General features: G+C 62.9%; 16 protein-coding genes. 12 read left to right on the top strand and 4 right to left on the bottom strand.

Translation table 11 applies throughout. The features are described from left to right. Positions 1–27 precede the first annotated feature (27 nt). The gene (locus tag IRI77_RS05145; protein WP_194451007.1) at positions 28–1,530 is read left to right on the top strand and encodes a sialate O-acetylesterase; all 1,503 of its coding nucleotides are present in this window, start codon (positions 28–30) and stop codon (positions 1,528–1,530) included. A 2-nt stretch (positions 1,531–1,532) separates the two neighbouring features. Here IRI77_RS05145 and IRI77_RS05140 read toward each other — a convergent pair whose 3' ends face one another. Next, a complete protein-coding gene (locus tag IRI77_RS05140; protein WP_194451006.1) occupies positions 1,533–2,765 on the bottom strand; it encodes a glycosyltransferase family 39 protein in 1,233 nt (410 codons plus the stop codon). A 137-nt stretch (positions 2,766–2,902) separates the two neighbouring features. Here IRI77_RS05140 and thiE point away from each other — a divergent pair, with 137 nt between their 5' ends. The 6 genes from thiE to IRI77_RS05110 all read left to right on the top strand — a co-directional run bounded on the left by thiE (position 2,903) and on the right by IRI77_RS05110 (position 9,518). Continuing rightward, entirely contained in the window at positions 2,903–3,532 is a 630-nt protein-coding gene (thiE, locus tag IRI77_RS05135; RefSeq protein ID WP_194451005.1) for a thiamine phosphate synthase, read from the top strand. Next, a complete protein-coding gene (locus tag IRI77_RS05130; protein WP_194451004.1) occupies positions 3,514–4,908 on the top strand; it encodes an APC family permease in 1,395 nt (464 codons plus the stop codon). Before thiE ends, IRI77_RS05130 begins: the two co-directional genes overlap by 19 nt. 63 nt (positions 4,909–4,971) lie before the next feature. Beyond that, positions 4,972–6,408 (top strand): amino acid permease, encoded by a 1,437-nt coding sequence (locus tag IRI77_RS05125; protein WP_194451003.1) that lies wholly within the window; start codon positions 4,972–4,974, stop codon positions 6,406–6,408. Between the two features lie 9 nt (positions 6,409–6,417). Then, on the top strand, positions 6,418–7,596 hold the full coding sequence (locus tag IRI77_RS05120) for an alginate lyase family protein (RefSeq protein ID WP_194451002.1): 1,179 nt from the start codon (positions 6,418–6,420) through the stop codon (positions 7,594–7,596). Beyond that, a complete protein-coding gene (locus IRI77_RS05115; RefSeq protein WP_194451001.1) occupies positions 7,578–8,942 on the top strand; it encodes a M24 family metallopeptidase in 1,365 nt (454 codons plus the stop codon). The genes IRI77_RS05120 and IRI77_RS05115 overlap by 19 nt, the downstream gene beginning before the upstream one ends. A 105-nt stretch (positions 8,943–9,047) precedes the next feature. Further along, on the top strand, positions 9,048–9,518 hold the full coding sequence (locus tag IRI77_RS05110; protein WP_194451000.1) for a hypothetical protein: 471 nt from the start codon (positions 9,048–9,050) through the stop codon (positions 9,516–9,518). Here the strand turns inward: IRI77_RS05110 and IRI77_RS05105 are convergent. Beyond that, complete coding sequence (locus tag IRI77_RS05105; RefSeq protein ID WP_194450999.1) at positions 9,493–11,049, bottom strand: Fic family protein; 1,557 nt, start codon at positions 11,047–11,049, stop codon at positions 9,493–9,495. The two genes, IRI77_RS05110 and IRI77_RS05105, sit on opposite strands and share 26 nt — an antisense overlap. A 196-nt stretch (positions 11,050–11,245) precedes the next feature. On the opposite strand from IRI77_RS05105, the gene IRI77_RS05100 reads away from it, so the two are divergent. The 3 genes from IRI77_RS05100 (at position 11,246) to IRI77_RS05090 (ending at position 15,669) form a co-directional block, all read left to right on the top strand. Beyond that, positions 11,246–12,013: a queuosine precursor transporter gene (locus tag IRI77_RS05100; RefSeq protein ID WP_194450998.1), complete on the top strand. Its 768-nt coding sequence runs from the start codon at positions 11,246–11,248 to the stop codon at positions 12,011–12,013. Positions 12,014–12,151: 138 nt separating this feature from the next. Next, entirely contained in the window at positions 12,152–13,834 is a 1,683-nt protein-coding gene (locus IRI77_RS05095; RefSeq protein ID WP_194450997.1) for a GWxTD domain-containing protein, read from the top strand. Positions 13,835–13,884: 50 nt separating this feature from the next. Then, positions 13,885–15,669, top strand: coding sequence for a TonB-dependent receptor (locus tag IRI77_RS05090; protein ID WP_194450996.1), 1,785 nt, complete (start codon positions 13,885–13,887; stop codon positions 15,667–15,669). Here IRI77_RS05090 and IRI77_RS05085 read toward each other — a convergent pair whose 3' ends face one another. After that, entirely contained in the window at positions 15,670–16,971 is a 1,302-nt protein-coding gene (locus IRI77_RS05085) for an enolase C-terminal domain-like protein (RefSeq protein ID WP_194450995.1), read from the bottom strand. Positions 16,972–17,054: 83 nt separating this feature from the next. After that, positions 17,055–17,195, bottom strand: a complete 141-nt coding sequence (locus IRI77_RS05080; protein ID WP_194450994.1) for a hypothetical protein — start codon at positions 17,193–17,195, stop codon at positions 17,055–17,057. A gap of 63 nt (positions 17,196–17,258) precedes the next feature. On the opposite strand from IRI77_RS05080, the gene IRI77_RS05075 reads away from it, so the two are divergent. Further along, on the top strand, positions 17,259–18,476 hold the full coding sequence (locus tag IRI77_RS05075) for an MFS transporter (RefSeq protein WP_194450993.1): 1,218 nt from the start codon (positions 17,259–17,261) through the stop codon (positions 18,474–18,476). Next, positions 18,461–19,705: a hypothetical protein gene (locus IRI77_RS05070; RefSeq protein WP_194450992.1), complete on the top strand. Its 1,245-nt coding sequence runs from the start codon at positions 18,461–18,463 to the stop codon at positions 19,703–19,705. Before IRI77_RS05075 ends, IRI77_RS05070 begins: the two co-directional genes overlap by 16 nt. Positions 19,706–19,709 lie beyond the last annotated feature (4 nt).

The following is a 19,709-nucleotide window of genomic DNA, read 5'->3' as shown; positions in this document are numbered from 1 at the left end:
GTCCCGGCCAGTGCTACTGTGTTCTGCATGACCGCGTTTCCCCTCCGTCGCGCCGCCGGCCTTCTGCCTCTGTTCGCTTCCCTGCTCTGTGCAGAAGCGAAGCTCCCCGCCCTGTTCACTGACCACATGGTGGTCCAGCGCCATCGGCCCGTCCACGTCTGGGGGACCGCCACACCCGGCGAAGAGGTTTCAGCCACGTTTCGCGGAGCCACCGTCAGCGGCCGCGCCAACTCCCTGGGCCAGTGGAGCATCCTGCTGCCGCCCGGCGAAGCAGGCGGGCCACTCGACCTCACCGTAAAGGCGTCGAACACCATCACGCTGCGCGACGTCCTGGTCGGCGATGTCTGGGTGGCCTCCGGCCAGTCGAACATGGAGTTCGCCACCCGCGACGCCGTCGATGCAGCCAAGGAGATCAGCGCCGCCAACTATCCCAACATCCGCCTGTTTCGCGTGGAGAACAACGTCGCGACTCACCCGTTGGATGACGTCACGGCAGAGCCATGGGCCCGCGTCTCGCCGCAATCGGTAGCCGGCTTCTCGGCCGTGGCCTACTTCTTCGGCCGCCACCTCAGCGAGAAGCAGCGCGTCCCCATCGGGCTGATCGAATCCAACTGGGGCGGGACACCCGCCGAAGCCTGGACCAGCCTGCGCGCCCTCTCCTCCGACGCGTCGCTCATGCCCGTCTTCTCCGAGTGGGCCAAGATGAACGATGGCGCCATCGCCACACGCCTGCGCCGCGACCAGCAACTCGCGGAGTGGCAGAAGTCCGTCGACCAGGCGAAGGCCGATGGGCGTAAGGCGCCCGACCGCCCCTGGGCTCCGAACGAGCACGATTGCTGGTCGCCCGCCGGCCTCTACAATGCGATGATCGCTCCGCTCACGCCCTTCCCCATTCGCGGAGCCATCTGGTACCAGGGCGAAAGCAACGCCGGCGTCGAGCGCGTCTCCACCTACTCGCGCCTCTTCCAGACGATGATCCAGGACTGGCGCCAGGCCTGGGGCGAAGACTTCCCGTTCCTCTTCGTGCAACTCGCCAACTACACCACCGGTTCCAACAGCCGCTGGCCGGAACTGCGCGACGCGCAGCGCCAGACCCTCGCCCTCCGCAACACGGCGATGGCCACGGCCATCGACATCGGCGATCCCAGGGACATCCATCCGAAGAACAAGCAGGACGTGGGCCTGCGCCTGGGCCTTGCTGCCCGCGCGATCGCCTACGGTGAGCCCATCGAGTATTCAGGACCCATGTACCGCCAGGCCGTCGTGGAAGGTCAGGCCCTGCGCCTCTACTTCGATCACACGGGCACCGGACTGGCCATCCATGGCGGAACGCTCAAGGGCTTCGAGCTCGCCGGCGCCGACCACAAGTACGTTCCGGCCGATGCCCGCATCGACGGCAACACGGTCGTCTTGACCAGTCCGGCCATCGCCAATCCCGCCTCGGCCCGCTACGCCTGGAAGGACAATCCGGAGACCAGCCTCTACAACAAGGAAGGCCTGCCCGCCACGCCGTTCCAGACCGCGCAATAGGGTCACGGCCGGCGGTCCACGTCCAGGTTTTTGTCGCCGAAGTGGAGCCGCGCGATATAAAGAAGGTTCCAGGAGTCGGCCGGGAACGGATGGCCCGGCAGCCGGAACGCCGCGCCCTTCGGTTCCACCGGGCACTCGCGCCGTACGCGTTCGATCGTCTGTGCGATATTCCTGTCCAGCTTCACCTGGCGCATGTGCGCATCGTGCAGCACAAACAAACACACCGCCGCCAGCGTGAAGGTCAAAGCCGGACGCAGCGGCAGGCGGTCCAGCAGCGCAGCCATATACATGAACCAGCCCGCGATCGGGATATAGACGACAAACATGCTGCCGCGTAAGGGGATGAAGATCACCGGCAGCACGGCGAACAGCAGGAACGCCAGGCTGAATTGCAGGCACGGCCGCTTCGACTTCACCGCCACCACCAGCAGGATCAGCAGCAGCACACAGAACTGTGCGATGTTGAACCAGCCCGGCGGCTGATAGAACAACATATCCGTATAGCGCGCGTAATGCTGGAAGTAGTACGGGACACTGATGTGCTGCTGGTATTCGGGAATGCCGGTGAAGATGCTCTTCTTTGACAGCTTCGAGACCACATAAGGAACCGTCAGCAGACCCGTGAGGAAGCCCGGCCACGAGAACCTGCGGTCATACAACGCGTCGTAGGCCAGCAGCGCCAACGGCAGGGTCACCGCCGATTCCTTCGAATTCAAAGCGCAAACGTAGAGCGGCAGCAGCAGCCACCAGCGGATGGGCCGGCCCGCCTTGCGATCCTCGATATAACAGCCCAACGCCGCGAAATAGAACGTGAAGGAGAGCAGATCGTAAATCGTCCCGCCGTTATAGTAAAGATCCTCGAATTCTCCGTGAAAAGCGCCCAAAAGCGCGGCCAGCGCGCCCGCTGTCTTCGACCCCGTCAACGCGGTGGTCACGCGATACAGCAGCCCGCTATTGAGTACGATGAGCGCAAAACACAGCACTCGCAGCGGCTCGGGATGAAACCCGAACAGCCCATAAAGAATCCGGTAGACCAGGGCGCCCATCGGCCTGTAGTAGGGCGACCAGAACTTCAGATTCGCAAGGAGTACGTCGCGCCAAGGATCGACCCAGCATCGATAGAGATTCATCAGGTCGTCGGGCGTATAGGACGCCCGCAGACCATCGCCGGCAAACCAGAAAGGCGCGACCATAATGACCAGCGCGGCACTCGCCGCGGCCCATTTGGTACGCACGCTCCTAAGACCCGCCGCCTCGCAAATCAACTACAATCCCACGCGATTCTCGTGAACATTAGTGCAGCTTCACTCGCAACGCCTGCGCGCCTCGCGCCCGATTCGACTACACTAGTTCAATTGCGCTTTGGACCGGCATGCCGCTGCCAGCAATCTACCCCATCGTCGACACCCAGGCCCTGATTCGCAGGGGACGCGACCCCCTGTTTTTTGCCGACGCCTTGCTGGAAGGCGGAGCCCGCATCCTGCAGTTCCGCCACAAGGGTTCCTATAGCCGGGCCACCTTCGAAACCGCCACACGCCTCGCTTCGCTCTGCGCCGCCGCTGGAGCCGCCTTCGTCGTCAACGACCGTGCCGACATCGCCGCCCTGCTGGAGGCCGGCCTCCACGTCGGACAACAGGATCTGCCGCCCGCCCTCGTCCGCCGCGTCCTCAGCGATAGACTGATGCTAGGCTTCTCCACGCACAACGAGCAGCAACTCAAGGATGGCGACGCCGAGCCCGTCGACTACCTCGCCCTCGGACCCATCTTCGATACCGGCTCCAAGCAGAACGCCGATCCCACGGTTGGATTGGAACGATTGTCCAGCGCGCGCCGTCTGACTACAAAACCCCTGGTGGCCATTGGAGGCATCACCCTCGAAACCGCCCGCTCCGTGTGGAGCGCCGGCGCCGACTCCATCGCCGTGATCGGCGACCTCATGCCTGAGGAGATTACCAAGATGACCGTCCGGGAGCGAATGGAAGCATGGCTCAAACTGAAGTAAAGGCACCAGCACTCGTCAAAGGTCTGGGGCTGCTCGACGCCACTACCCTGGTCATGGGTTCCATGATCGGTAGTGGCGTTTTTATTGTCGCCGCCGATATCTCGCGCCAGGTGCAATCGCCGGGCCTGATGATGCTCACCTGGGTGATCACCGCCGTGCTCACCATCATCGCCGCCCTCAGTTACGGTGAACTCTCGGCCGCCATGCCCCAGGCCGGCGGACAGTACATCTACCTTCGCGAAGCCTTCGGCCCCCTCTATGGCTTCCTCTACGGCTGGACTTTCTTTACTGTCATTCAAACCGGCACAATCGCCGCCGTCGCCGTCGCTTTCGCCAAGTTCCTGGGCGTCTTCGTCCCCGCCGTCTCCACCACCAACTGGCTTTTCAAGATCGGACCCGTCGGCCTGAACACCCAGATGATCGTCGCCATCTCGATCATCGTCTTCCTCACCTGGGTCAACACCAAGGGCCTGCGCGCCGGCGCCATTCTCCAGAACGTCTTCACCATCGCGAAAGTCGGAGCCCTGCTCGGCCTCATCGCCCTCGGCGTCACGGTCGGCCGCCGGCCCGAAGCCATCACCGCCAACTTCACCGACTTCTGGCGCAGTTCCGGCTCGCCCTGGGACATCATCCGCATTCTGGGCGTCGCCATGGTGGGCGCGCTATTCTCCTCCGACTCCTGGCACAGCGTCACCCTGGCCGCCGGCGAGATCCGCAATCCCAAACGCGACCTGCCTCTCTCCCTCGCCCTGGGCGTGGGTGTGGTGAGCATTCTGTATATGGGCTGCAACCTGGTCTACCTGATGGCCCTGCCGCTGAACGCCATCATGAATGCACCCGAAGATCGCGTCGCCACCGCCGTGATTTCGCAGATCCTCGGCCCCGCCGCCACCCAGGTGATGGCCGTGGCCGTCATGGTCTCCACCTTCGGCTGCATCAACGGCCTTGTCCTCTGCGGAGCCCGCGTCTACTACGCCATGGCCGAAGACGGCCTCTTCTTCAAAGCGGTGAAGCGCGTCGACCCCGTCCACCACACCCCATACGTCTCGCTGTGGGTCCAGTGCTTCTGGGCCTGCCTGCTGACGCTCACGGGCCGTTACAACGATCTCCTCGACTATGTTATCTTCGCTGTTTTGCTTTTCTACGTTCTGACGATCGTGGGTTTGTTCGTGCTCCGCCGCACCCGTCCCACGATGGACCGCCCGTATCGGGCCATTGGTTATCCGCTGCTGCCGGCTATCTACATCGTCGCCGGTAGCGTGATCGAGGGTTTGCTGCTGATTTACAAGCCTAACTACACTTGGCCCGGGTTGATTCTCGTGCTGTTGGGCATCCCCGTCTACTTCCTCTGGAAGAGACAAAGCGTGGCAGGCTGAGCCAGCGCAAGTCCGGCGCGCCGCTCAGTGGAGTTTGCAGGAAAGGATTAAGAGGTTCATCGCATGAGTCTATTCGCGACCAAGTCCATTGAACGGTTGCTGGAGGAGTCGGAGGGCAAGGGCGGCCATGCCCTGACACGCACCCTCGGCGCCGGTCAACTGGTAGCCCTGGGCATCGGCGCCATCATCGGCGCCGGCATCTTTACGCTCACCGGCGTCGCCGCCGCCCACCACGCCGGGCCGGCCATCGTCTACGCCTTCATTCTCGCGGCCATCGGTTGCGCCTTCGCCGGACTCTGCTATAGCGAGTTCTCCACCATGATTCCCATCGCCGGCAGCGCGTATACTTACGCCTACGCCACCATGGGCGAACTGCTGGCCTGGATCATCGGCTGGGCCCTCGTTCTCGAATACGCCGTCGGCGCGGCCACCGTCTCCGTCAGTTGGTCCGGCACCGTCGATTCCATCTTCAAATCGTTCGGCATCCACCTGCCCCAGGCCTTCATTGCGTCGCCCTGGGATCCCAACCCCGGCATCATGAACCTGCCGGCCGTGCTGATCCTGGTGCTCATCTCCACGATCCTGATCATCGGCATCCAGGAATCGGCCCGCTTCAACGCCACCATTGTCGTCATCAAAGTGGCCGTCGTGATCCTCTTTATCGGCCTTGGCTACTTCTTCATCAACCACGACAACTACCATCCCTTCCTGCCCGAGAACACCACCGGCAAGTTCGGTGAATTCGGCGTGACAGGTGTGCTGGCGGCCGCCGGACAGATCTTCTTCGCCTACATCGGCTTCGACGCTGTCTCCACCGCCGCCCAGGAAGCCAAGAACCCCAAGCGCGACATGCCTATCGGCATCGTCGGCTCGCTCATCGTCTGTACCATCCTGTACATCATGTACGCCCTGGTGCTCACCGGCGTCGTGAACTACAAGGACCTGAACGTCACCGCCCCGCTCGCCGTCGCCGTCGACGCCATGAAGTACGGCTGGCTCGGCTTCGTCATGAAGCTCGGCTCGCTGGCCGGCCTCACCTCGGTCATGCTCGTCATGCTCCTCGGCCAAAGCCGCGTGTTCTACTCAATGTCCCGCGATGGCCTGCTGCCCGGCGTCTTCTCCGAAGTCCACCCCAAGTTTCACACCCCCTGGAAATCGAACCTGATGCTGCTGGTCGGCGTGGCCGCCCTCGGCGCCTTCACCCCCATCGCGCAGCTCGGCAACCTCACCAGCATCGGCACCCTCTGCGCCTTCGTCCTGGTCTGCATCGCGGTCATCATCATGCGCCGCACCCGCCCGGACCTGCCCCGTCCCTTCAAGACGCCGCTGGTGCCCTTCGTTCCCATCCTGGGCGTCGGCTTCAACCTGCTGCTCATGTTCAGCCTCGATTCGCTGACAAAAATCGCCTTCGTCATCTGGATGGCCATCGGTCTGGTGATATATTTCACCTACAGCAAGTCGCGCAGCCACTTGCAGCTTGCACTTTTGAGGAAGAAGTAGACTACCTCGGTGACACGTAGAGAGTTGTTGAGAAGGGCCGCCCTAGCCGGCGCGGCCCTTCCGCTTGCCGCACAGCAAGAGCCGCCCACGCTGCTGGTCCACTCCAGCGAGCTCAGCGGCCTGCAGCCCTCTGCCGCATTGAAGACGGCCCGAGACACCGGCATCACCAAGGGCCCGTGGAGCGTCACCTACACCCGCCCTGAAGGTCTCAGCGAAGCCGGCCTGCACGATTTCTTCAGCGAGGCCCCCTACTGGTGGCCCGACCCCAAAAACCCCAACGGTCCCTACATCCGCAAGGACGGCAAGGTCAATCGCGATCGCTTCGTCGACCACGACATCCACCTGGGCCGCATGTCCAATACCGTCCTCGCCCTCGCCCTCTCGGCCACTTTGACGAAGGACGAGGAGGCCGCTGACCGCGCCTGGCGCCTGCTCGACGTCTGGTTCCTCCAGCCCGACACCTATATGAATCCGAACCTCGAGTTCGGCCAGGCCATCCGCGGCATCACCACCGGCCGCGGCATCGGCATCATCGACACCCGCCCGCTCATCTGGTGCGTCCAGGGCATCGCCCTGCTGGAACGCGGCTGTCCCAATCCCAAACTCTCCGCCGGGCTCCGCCGCTGGTTCTCTGACTACGTCCAGTGGCTCACCACCTCCACCAAGGGGCTCGAGGAGCGCGACAACGGCAATAACCATTCCACCTGGTGGGCCACCCAGGTGGCGGCGTACTCCACCTTCTGCGGCGATGCCAAATCTGAACAGAAGGCCTACGAACTCTGCCGTACACGGCTCATCCCCAGCCAGTTGCGGCCCGACGGCAGCGCCCCCGCCGAGGAAGCACGCACCCGCTCGCTCAGCTACTCCATCATGAATCTCGACGCCTTCAGCCTGCTTTGCCGCCTGGCTGCCCAGCGCGGCATCGATCTCTGGACCTTCAAAACCCCCGAAGGCGCGGGCGTCCTCACCTCCGTCGAGTACCTGGCCCCCTTTGCCGCGGCGCCCTCCCGGTGGAAGAAACCGCAGATCACGCCCATCACCCAAACCCGCGGCTATTTCCTGGGACTCGCCGGCATGGCCACCAACCGCCGCGATTGGGTAGAGTTACAGCAGAAGACCGGCCACCCCGGCGGCTCCTGGGGCATTCTCTTCGATATGCTGATGAATCAATGGCTCGCGCACGCCTGATCGAGGTCGCCTGGCCCGAGTTCGGCCTCACCGCCGAAACCCCGGATTGGCGGGCGCCCCTCGAGGTCTACCGCCGCCGCCTCTCGCAACTGGAAGAGGCGATGGTCCGCGAAGGCCTCACCCACCTCGCAGTCTACGGCGACCGCGAGCACTTCGCCAACCTCGCCTGGCTCACCGGCTTCGATCCCCGCTTTGAAGAGGCCCTGTGCTTCGTCCGGCCCGGCGCCAAACCGCTGCTGCTGGCTGGTAACGAGTGTCTGGGCTACCTGCCCGCCTCACCCCCTGTCGCCGCGGGTGACATCGAAGTACGCCGCCATACGCCGTTCTCCCTGCCCGACCAGCCCAGCCAGCCGGGAAACCTGCTCGATGGCCTCGACCTCGATGCCCACTGCAAGGTTGGCGTCGCCGGCTGGAAGTCCTACAGCCAGCCGAGCTCCATCGACGCGCCGTCTTACCTCGTCGACGAGCTCCGCTTCGCCGCCGGCTATGAGAACGTCACCAACGCCGCCCACCTGTTCATCGACAACACGAGCGGCCTGCGCACCACCGTCGACCCGCACGAAGTCGCCTTCTTCGAATGGACCAACGGCCTGGCGTCCGAAGGCATGCGCCGCGTCATCCACACCATCCGCCAGGGCGCCCTAGACTACGACCTGCTGGAGCAGGCCCGGTTCAACGGCGTGCCGCTTTCCGCCCACATGACCCTGAAGTGCGGAGCCAACCGCGTCAGCCTGGCCAGCGCCCGCGGCGAGCGCGTCACCGTCGGCGGCCGCTTCTCCTGCGGCATCGCCTATTGGGGCGCCAACGTCTGCCGCTGCGGCTGGGTTGCCGCCTCCGAGCGCGACCTCCCGCCCGACGCCGAAGGCTACCTCGACCACTTCGCCATCCCCTACTTCGAAGCCATGGCCGCCTGGTTCGACGTCCTGCGCATCGGCGCCACCGGCGGCGCCCTCCACCAGGCCGTCCACACCCGCCTCGACCAGGACACCTTCCGCGTCTTCCTGAACGCCGGCCACCTCATTCACCTCGACGAATGGCTTTGTTCCCCCGTCTGGGCCGGATCGACCATCCCCCTGCGCTCCGGCATGGTCATGCAATCGGATGTAATCCCGTCCAATCCGAAGTACTACTCCTCACGCATGGAGGATGGCTACCTTATGGCGGACGCAGCTCTCCAGGCGCAACTGGAACCGGCCCTGCTCGACCGCTGCCGCGCCCGGCGCGACTTCATGCGCACCAAACTGGGCTTGCCGGTGCACGATGACGTCCTCCCGCTGAGCAACCTGTGCGGCATCGTCCCGCCCTATCTCCTGGCGCCCCATCAAGTTCTTTCCTGCGCCGGCTAGGGCGAATCCCCCGCGAGAGCCCGAACCTTCGCGCTGGATCCGTGAGTTATTCTGGGGACGTGCTTCAGGGCCGAGGCCCCGGACCAACGAAAGGACCATCTCCCGATGAACCGCAGACTGTGGACTTTAGCGCTGGCCGCTGCCCTGACCGCTCCGGCCGCCTTCTCGGCGGACAAACCCAACCTCACCGGAACCTGGGTGCTCAACATCAAGAAGAGCGAGTTCGGCCCCAGCCCGGGACCCGACAAGTTTGAGCGCAAGATCGTCCACCACGATCCTGAGCTCAAGATGACCACGGTCCAGTCCTTCCAGAGCCAGGAACGCACTAACGACGTCGTCTACGTCACGGACGGCGCTGAGCACACGGTGAAATCCGGCCAGGGCGAAGCGCAGATCACGGCCACCTGGAAGGGTAAGAACCTCGAAGTGAAATCGGTTCGCAACGTTCAAGGCAACGAAATCGTGGCCGTCGAGACCTGGACCCTGGGCGAGGACGGCAAAACCCTCAGCACCGTCAGCCACATCAAAGCCCCCATGGGCGAACTCGACCTCAAGTTCTTCTTCGAGAAGCAGTAGCCGTTCGCTCTATCGCATCGTTGACCCATCGGGCAATCAATGTCGCGAAGGGCTCAATATCCATATCAATACTCGCCCGATCCAGCGCGGAGAGGTACGAGTCGCGAGCGTCTACGCGGATCACGGTCCACGGATAGCCGCCTGACGCTAACATAGCGTTCATCAGGAAACGCGCCATTCGACCGTTCCCATCAGGGAATGGGTGGATATATCCAAACATCCAATGTCCCAGCACGGCACGCACGTAAGAATTCTCTTCGGCTGCCAGCAGTTGGAACAGAACCGGCATCGCGTCGCGGACGGCCTCCCATCTTGGGGGCACATACCGGGAAGTCCTGAGGTAAACCGCATCGTTCCGGTATCCGGCCAAAGCCCCTGGAGGGATTAGCCCGGCCAGGACGCACGGCTGAAACAGTTCGCGATACCACGCGCGATGGCTCGTGCTTACCAGCTGCGCCGCGTCCGCGCCGGCAATGACCCGGGTCACGTCTTCCTTCACGAGTTGAAAAGCCTGCCAATACCCACGAGCCGAAAGCGCGTCCCGGCTTTGGCGGTCGGAGGCATCGTGCTCCGGATCCCATCCTCGGGTCCTCACCCGCTCGATGAGGTCGTGAGTGACGCGGTAACCCTCGATGGAGAGAGAATGATACGCGTCCTCGCGATAGGTTTCGTCCACCGACTGCAGGTAGGCCCGGCCATCGCTCGGCAGTCCAGGCAACCGGGGCATCAGAGCCGCAACTTTGCCGCGCATTAACTCCCAAAGAGCCTCGAGCCGTCCCGCTATTGGGGCCACCGCCGATAACGGCACTACCACCTGTTCCGCCGCAAAAGGATCGTGCTCCCGGACGTCATAGCCCGCGGACTTCATGGTCGCCACGATTTCGTCGGCGATCGCAGGACGGCCGATCCGCCGAAAAGCCGCGGCCAATCGTCCCGCCACGACGGATTGCCCACCTTCCAGCAGAGGATCCAGCACTTCAGAGGCTTCCCGGAGACCCGCCAACACGACACGTGCCTCTACCGCATGGCGCAGGAATACGCGCTCCGGCACTCTCACCAGCGCAGCGGCGGCAGAAAAAAGGCGCAGCCCTTCGCGCTCCACAATGTCTCTCGCCGGCGGCATGCCCTCTGCCTTGAGGTCGAACAATGAAGTTCCATTGGGTAGCTCCGTTTTGTTGTTCTTGCCCAGTGGGCTGTAAACCACCACCTGGGATGGCACCACCGTTTGCTCGGCATGGAGAAAGAGCGACTGCTCCGGCGATAGGTGCCAGTCCGGTCCAAAGCGCTCGTGACAGTAGCGGGAGCAGAACTCCCAAAACGAGGCGTACCAGGGCGTGCTGTCACCCTCTCTGGCGTTCGGGCTCGAGGAGATTAGCCAACCTTTCATCACTTCCGCCAGGAAGCCGCTCTTCTGCAGCCGTTGCCTGTCAGTGCGGCTGAAGTCGCCGGTACGGAATACACGCTGACCGGAATCCTGAAGTGCTCGCAATACAGTCAGAGACGATGCGAGTTTTTCGCTTGGAGTGGGCATCCTCTGGTCACCTGTCTGAGTCGATACAAGTCTTTCATGTCGTACCATTACAAGTTTATTGTGTTGTATCAATACAAGTCAATTCTGTCGTGCGAACGCAAGTTTATTCTGCACCGCCTCACTCGGTTCAAGTTTAGGCTTCCGTCTGCCCCAGCATTCCTGACGCGCGGGCCTGGATACGGTAATCTCTTATCTCATGACCTCTTCGGCCCGCGCGTTCAGCGCGCTGGAACGGCCCGATCACCGTTTCAAGTTCTTCGACAGTCTTGTCGTCATCTTCGTCACCATTCTGCTGATCTCGAACCTCATCGGTCCCAAGATCTGCGCCATCGGCCCGTTCAGGATCAGCGGCGCCCAACTGCTCTTCCCCATCACCTACATCTTTGGTGATGTGTTTACAGAGGTTTACGGCTACGCTGGCTCGCGCCGCGCCATCTGGCTCGGCTTCTTTGGCTCCGCCCTCATGGCCGTCATGGGCCTGGTTGTCGTCTGGCTGCCGCCCGCCCCCGACTTCAAGGACCAGGCCGCCTTCGCCACCGTCTTCGGCGCCGTCCCGCGCATGATCGCCGCCAGCCTCTGCGCCTACTGGGCCGGCGAATTCGCCAACTCCTTTGTTATGGCCAAGATGAAGGTCTGGACCCAAGGCAAAGCCCTGTGGATGCGCACCATCGGCTCCACCGTCGTCGGCCAGTTTGTCGACTCCGTCGTGATCATGACCCTCGCGTTCGGCTTCAAGGAGTCCTGGGGCACCATCCTCAACCTCATCTTCTCCGGCTATGTCGGAAAGGTACTGTACGAGGTCGTCGCGACACCCGGCACCTATCTCGTCGTGAACACGCTCAAGCGCCTGGAAGGCGTGGATGTGTATGACACGGATACGAACTTCAGCCCGTTTGCCAAGGGATCCTCGGGCGAGAAGTTTGTGGCCTTGACGCCACAGCACGAATCCAGCGGAGCCGATTGAAACCGCAAACCGTCTTTGTACGTCAGCATCTTTGATTTGCGTTAAAATATGGGTGGTGCCGGTCCTGGGTGTCTCCCCCAATGGCCGGGCGCCACGGTCCCTGGAAGGTGAGCCGCCCTGGAAAGCCTTGTAAAGCTTATGACGAGCAAAGAACTGGTCTCCGTCTTCCTCACCGGAACGCTGATGATCTGCCCGACCATGCCCTTGGCCGCGCAGAAGAAGAAGCAGGATTCCGCCGCCCGCGAAACTGTCGCCAAACCTCAGACTGAGAAAGAAAAGCGGAAAGCGGAGGAAAAGCTCAAGAAAGAGCTGATGACTCCCTACCGCAAGTGGCTCAATGAGGACGTCATCTACATCATCACCGACGAAGAAAAGAAAGCCTTTTCCCGTCTGGCGACCGACGAGGAGCGGGAGCAGTTCATCGAACAGTTCTGGCTCCGCCGCGACCCCACCCCGGACTCGCAGGAGAACGAGTACAAGGAAGAGCACTACCGACGCATTGCTTACGCCAACGAGCGCTATGCGTCCGGCATCCCCGGCTGGAAGACTGACCGTGGTCAGATCTACATCACCTTCGGCCCGCCTGACGAAATCGAATCGCATCCCTCCGGCGGCACCTATGAGCGCCCCTACGAAGAGGGCGGCGGTACCACTTCCACTTACCCCTTTGAGAAATGGCGCTACCGCTACCTGGCGAACGTCGGCAGCGGCACCGACATCAACATCGAATTCGTCGACAAGACCATGACCGGTGAGTACCGCATGACCATGGACCCGTCTGAAAAGGACGCCCTGCTCATGGTGCCCGGCGCCGGCCTGACGATGATGGAACAGATGGGCATGTCCAGCAAGAACGACCGTTTCAACCGTACGGACGGCACTCGCCTGGGCACCGGCAACACGCCCCAGTCCGCCCGCATGAACCAGTTTGAACGCCTGCAACAGTTCGCTGACCTGCAGAAGGCGCCCAAGGTTAAATTCACCGACCTGGAAGCCCAGGTGAACTCGCGTATCATGTTCAACCTGCTGCCCATGCAGGCTCGCGCTGACTTCTTCCCCACCACCAGCACCACGGTGATGACCAACATCACCCTGCAGTTCAACCGCAAGGACCTGCAATTCAAGCAGAACGGCCCGGTGAGCCAGGGCGTCGTCAATATCTACGCCCGCATCACCTCGATGGCCCGCCGCGTCGTCAACGTCTTTGAAGACGTCGTCACCGTCGACATCGCCACCGACATGCTCCAGGAAGGCAGCAAAGGCTCTTCCATCTATCAGAAGTCGGTCCCGCTCGCCCCAGGCAAATACCGCCTGAATGTCGTCGCCAAGGATGTCGTCGGCGGCAACATGAACAACTACGAGATGTCGCTCGACGTTCCTCGCATGGACGACGACAAACTCTTCGCCAGCTCGCTCATCCTGGCCGACGTCCTGGAGAAGGTCCCGACGCGCAGCATCGGCACCGGCCAGTTCGTCATCGGCTCCTCGAAGGTCCGCCCCCGCATGGGCGACAACTTCAAGAACAGCGAGAAGATGGGCATCTACGTCAAGCTCTATAACTTCCAGCCTGACGAGAAGACCAACAAGCCCTCCGGCACCGTGGAATACGAGATCGTCAAGACCAGCGACAACTCCAAAGTGCTTGAATTCACAGAGGATGTCACGCAGATCGAGGGTTCGGCCTCGCAGATGACCATTGAGAAGATGCTGCCGCTGGGGAACCTCAACCTGGCGCCCGGGCAGTACACGATCCGTTTGAAAGTGACCGACAAGCTCAAGAATCAGTCCTTGACCCAGTCGGCTCAGTTCTCTATAACATAAGAGGTTGTTCTGAAGGAGTGTAGGGGCACGAGGAGGCCCGCCAACACCGGATGATTCGCACCACCGGGGTTGTTCTTTTCGCCGCCCTCCTGGGCGGTACTGGAAATCTGTCAGGAGCCGAACTCAAGCTGTTCGGCTCTATACAAGGACAGGTGCGTAACGGCGCCGGGGTCGGCCAGATGGGTGCGTCGGTCTTTCTGATGAACCGCTACGAACGCATCGTTCAGCGCGTTCTCACCGCGCCCGACGGCCACTTCCGCTTCGACGCCCTCACACCCGACAACTACAGCGTTCGCGTCTCGCTCAGCAGCTTCGTCCCCGCCATGCGCAGCAACATCCCCGTGCGGGCCGGCTTCGAAAGCTTCCTGAACATTCAGCTCGCCACGCTCTTCAGCTCCATCGAGCTTGTCTATTCGAACCCCACGCAGACGGGCCTGCTCAGCGACGACTGGAAGTGGACCCTTCGCAGCTCCACCGCCACCCGCCCGGTCCTGCGCTTCTCGCCCAACGATCCGTGGCTGAATGGCGGAGCCACACCTGCCCCGTCGAGTTCTCCCCTCGCCGCCACCTCCGGGCTCGTCCGGGTTTCGGCCGGCGACCAGGGCCTCTCGTCCTCATTAGGATCGGAAGCGGATCTGGGTACCGCCTTTGCGCTCGCCACTTCCCTCTTCGGCAGCAATGTGGTCAAGTTCAGCGGCAATTTCGGCTACGCTCCGGGCACCAATACGCCCACCACCGGCTTCCGCACCAGCTACAGCCGCCACAACGACTCCGCCTCGGCGCCAAACGTCGAGCTCACCGTGCGCCAGGCGGCAATGCGCCAGCGCGCCGGACAGGGCTTCTTCTCCGGCCAGGGCGCGACGCCCACCCTGCGCACCATGTCCGTCAAGGTGAGCGAGAAGACTACCATCACCGACGCGATCTCACTGGAATACGGCGCCGTGCTGGAGTCGGTCGTCTTCATTGAGCACCTGAACCTCTTTAGTCCGTTCGCCCGCATGACTTACGACCTCGGCCGCATCGGCCAGATCGAGGCCGGTTTCTCCAGCGGCGCTCCGGCGCTCGACCTCATCGCCCACAACCGCGATGACGGCGGGCAGGAACAACTGCTTGGCTTGGCCATGTTCCCGCGCGTCTCCCTGAACAACGGCCGCGCCCGAGTCCAGCGCAACGAGACTTTTGAACTGGGTTACCGCCGCGCCGCCGGCTCCCGCACCTACGCCGCCTCGGTCTACCAGGATTTCATCCGCGACGCCGCTGTCACGTTCGATTCCGTCAACAATGATTTCGGCGATGGCGATCGCCTGCCCGACCTCGCGTCGCGCAGCTCGATCTTCAACATGGGGAACTACAAGACCATCGGCTACTCCGGCTCGGTCACGCAGAACTTCCACAGCAACTGGAACGCCACCGTCATGGCCGGCGCCACGGGGATGATGAGTCCGGGCGTCTCCAGCCTGGAAACGAACCTGGGCTCGGAACTGCGTCACAGCATGCGGCCGGTGCGCAAGGCCTGGGCTTCAGCCCGCGTCATGGGCCAGATGCCCGCCTCCGGCACCCGGCTCACGGCGTCCTATGTGTGGACCCCTGACGGCACGCTGGGTCCGACGCACGCCTACCTGACGCAAACCAATACCCCGCAACTGGGTTTGAATTTCCAGGTTCACCAGCCCATCCCCGCCGTCAGCGGCATTCCGGGCCGCCTGGAGATGAATGCCGAACTCCGCAACCTGCTGGCCCAGGGCTATGTGCCCATCGCCAGCGCGGACGGGAGCATGCTGCTGTTGATCCAGTTCCCACGCTCCTTCCGCGGCGGCGTCAGCTTCATCTTCTAGCTACCATCTGGGCAGGATCCGCTGCCACGCGGGGTCGACATGTTTCCGCATCTCGGCCGCATCGTCGCGCTTCCGGTAGGTCAGCTTGTTATAGCGCTCTTCCAAACGCCCCACCTGGTCCATATCCAGCTCGATACCCAGGCCCGGCTTGTCCGGAATCACCACGGCACCTTCCACGAACTTCACCCGGCCGCCCTCAATCACCTCATCCTGCTCACTCTGCCAGGGATAGTGCGTATCGCACGCGAAGTGCATGCCCGGCGAGACACAGCAGGCGTGCGCCATAATCATCATGCTGACGCCCAGGTGATTGTTCGAGTGCATCGAGACGCCCACGCCCAGCGCATCGCACAGATCCGAAAGCCTTTGGACATTCCGGATCCCGCCCCAGTAGTGCGGATCCGACAGCACCACCTGCACCGCGTCGGTCCGCCAGGCAGGCACCACATCGTCCAAACCGGTCACCGCGACGTTCGAAGCCAATGGCGTGTCGATCCCTTCGGCCAGCAGCCGCTTCCGGACCTCCGCCATGCCCTCCATCGACGCCGTGGGATCTTCCAGATACCCGCCGCCCGAAAGCTCCTCCCGCAGCGACCGGCCCACGTGGACCGACGTCTCCACCGACCACGCGCAGTTCGGATCGATCCGCAGCGGGTACCCGGGCCCGAACTCGCGCCGCAGCGCCCGGATCGTCTCGATCTCGATCTCCGGCTCCAACACGCCGCCCTTTAACTTGATCTCTTTGTAGCCATACTTCTCGATCATCTGGCGGCACTGCCGGACCATGGTCTCCGGTGACAGGCATTCGCCATACTCGTCCTCTCGCGCATCGGCGCCTTCCCCGCCCCCGCCCGCGTGCTTGTAGAACAGGTACGCCGAAAACGGAGCCGCATCCCGCGCCCGGCCGCCCAATAAGTCACAGACGGGCTTGCCAACCGCCTTGCCGATGATGTCCAGGCAGGCCGCTTCCACCGCCGCAAAGGCCCGCGTGCGGGCGTCGCGCGGATTCTCGCCGGGCACCATCCAGGTCTGCGACCGGTCGCCGCTCGTATCCGGCTTACCCCAGTTCGACCACAGCGCATGCAACTGGAAAGGATCCATGCCCAACACCATGGGCTGGATGGCGTTCAGCGCGGCAATGGAGCCGTCTCCGCCATGCGCCTCGGCGATGCCGGTGATGCCGTCATCGGTGTTCAGAATCAGGATGGTACGGAGAGCGTAAGGGGAGTGGAGCCCGTAGGAACTACGGATGGGAGGGTCGGCCACCGCGACAGGATGAATGGAGAATGAACTAATGCGCACGGAGTGAGCGTATCACGCCGTGCGCATTGAATTGTATGGGGGTGAGCCGGTGAACTGACCGGCCCTGATAAGGCGGGAGTACCCTACTTGCGCATGCCCGTGTTGGGGCTCTTCAGCCGCAACTGGCGCAGCTTCCGCTTCGTGCGCTTCGGCTTCGTGATGATAAACGTGCCGCTGCCCAGATACTCGGCCTGATACAGATTTTCTTTGACTTTTTCCGCCAAGGGAACCTCCAAGATCGTTGACTAAACACCTCATTGTACCGCAACACGCTACCCTGAAAGAGGATGGGGTCTGGCACTTTCCGCGCGCTGGGGCATCGCAACTTCCGTCTCTACGCCGGCGGCATGACCGTGTCCCTGGCCGGCACCTGGATGCAGCAGCTCGCCCAGAGCTGGCTCGTCTACCGCCTCACCCATTCCGAATGGATGCTCGGCCTCACCTGGTTCTGCGCCAACATCCCCATTCTCCTGCTCAGCCCCATCACGGGACTCGTGGCCGACCGCTATCCGCGCCGCCGCATCGTGCTCTACGCCCAGACCGCGGCCATGATCCAAGCCGTCATCCTGGCCATCCTGACGCTGACTGGTCACATTCAGGTCTGGCAGGTCCTCAGCTTGGCCGTAGTCCTCGGCATCGCCAGCGCCTTTGACATTCCCGGCCGCCAGGCGCTCTTCGTCCACCTGGTCGGCAAGGAGGACCTGGTCAACGCGATCAGCCTCAACTCCGCTGTTTTCAACTCGGCGCGGGTCATCGGGCCGCCCATCGCCGGCTTCGTCGTCGCGAAACTGGGCGAAGGCACATGCTTCGCGCTGAACGCCCTCAGCTTCCTGGCCGTCATCTTCAGCCTCGTCGCCATGGACGTCGTCGAACCGCCGCCCCAGGGCTCATCCGAAACCCCGCTGGAGCGCATTGCCCAGGGCTTCCGCTATGCCTGGGGGACCAAAGCCATTCGAGTCCTGCTGGTCACCGCCGGGGCCGCCAGCCTGGCCGCCGCACCCGCCTCCGCCCTGGCCCCGGTCTTCGCCGAGGAGATCTTCCATCGCGGCGCCCAGGGCCTGGGCATGCTCAGCGGAGCCCTGGGGTTAGGCGCGATCCTCGGCACCCTCAGCCTGGCCGGACGCCGCGGAGCCAAGGGCCTGCACTGGGTCATCCTGCTCTCCACGCTCGGGATGGGCGGCGGCTTCATCGCCTACTCCTGGTCCAGCTCATTCCCCATCTCCCTGGGGATTATGACCTTTCTCGGCACCTGCATCTTCCGCCAGAACGCCGCCAACAATACCGCCATCCAAACCCACGTCGAGGATCACTTTCGCGGACGCGTCATGGGTCTTTATTCGATGATGGTGATAGGCATGCTTCCGGTGGGCAGCCTGCTCTCGGGAGCCATGGCCTCGGCTATCGGCTCACGCTGGACGACAACGATTGGCGGATTCGCGAGTCTCTTCGCCGCCGCTTTCGTCTATTTCCATAGGAGGACTCTCCAAACTTGGCTCGATCTCTGATCCTTACCGCCGTGCTCGCCCTGCCGTTTCTGGGCCGGTCCGGCGCCCAGGTTCCGGATGCCGCGCAGATTCAGCGGGTTACCGCCGAGATCGCCGACATCACCGGCCTGGAGGTCAAGCATCCCGTCCCCTACGAAGCCATCTCGCGGGCTGGCTGGAAAAAGTGGGTGCACGACGAGATCCAGGCCAGCGTAAAACCGGCTGAGATCCGCGCCGAGGAACTGCTGCTCAAGAAACTCGGCCTGGTGCCGCAGAACTTCGACCTCAAGTCCGCCACAGTCGACCTTTTGGGCGAACAGGCCGCCGCGGTGTACGACCACCGCCGCAAGAAGATGCTCTTCGTCGACGGCGCCACCGACGACGCCATGGCCGAAGCCGTCCTCGTTCATGAACTATCCCACGCCGTCGCCGACCAGCACTTCGACATGAAGCGCTTCCTGGAAAAAGGGCCCAAGTCGGACGAGGCTCAATCCGCCCGCATGGCCGTGGTGGAAGGCCAGGCGATGTGGATCATGGTGGAATCCCAATTGCGCAAGATGGGCCAGAGCCTCAAAACCAGCCCCAGCACGCTGGAAATGATGCTGCCCGCGATGGGCCAGATGGCCGCCGAAACCTACCCCATCTTCAGCAGCGCGCCGCTGTATCTGAGGGAAACGCTGCTCTTTCCCTACTCCGGCGGGATGATGTTCCAGCAGGCGATCTACGTGCGTTCGGGCAAGGAGTCGTTCGCCGAGATCCTGCGCAAGCCGCCGGTCTCCACCCAGCAGATTCTCCATCCGGCCAAGTACATCCAAAATATCGAGCCCACCCATCCGGCCCTGCCCGCGGTCGCCGCCCGCAGGGAATATGAGAGCCTCACCGAAGGCAGCATCGGCGAACTCGACTTCCGCATCCTGCTGCAGCAGTACACCAACCTGCAGGATGCGACGAAACAGGCCGAGAAGTGGCGCGGCTCCAGCCTGGACCTGCTGGAGCACAAACGCGACAAGCACACCGTCCTCCGGTGGTCCGTTGAATGGGATTCCCCTGAATCTGCCCGGGAGTTCCTGCGCATGTACCGCAAGGTGCTGGCCGGCAAATGGAAGAAGCTCGAGCTCAAGGAAGAGACCGAAACCGTACTGGCGGGCACAGGAGACGATGGGGGTTTTCGCCTGGTGGCGGAAGGCGCCAAGGTCACTGGCCTGGAAGGGCTGAAACCCGACGCGGCCGCGGCCCGTCCGGGTCTTTAGCCGG

The sequence above is a fragment of the Paludibaculum fermentans genome (genome assembly GCF_015277775.1).
GTDB classification, from domain to species: Bacteria; Acidobacteriota; Terriglobia; order Bryobacterales; family Bryobacteraceae; genus Paludibaculum; species Paludibaculum fermentans.
This window is presented reverse-complemented; position numbering and strand designations above follow the sequence as displayed.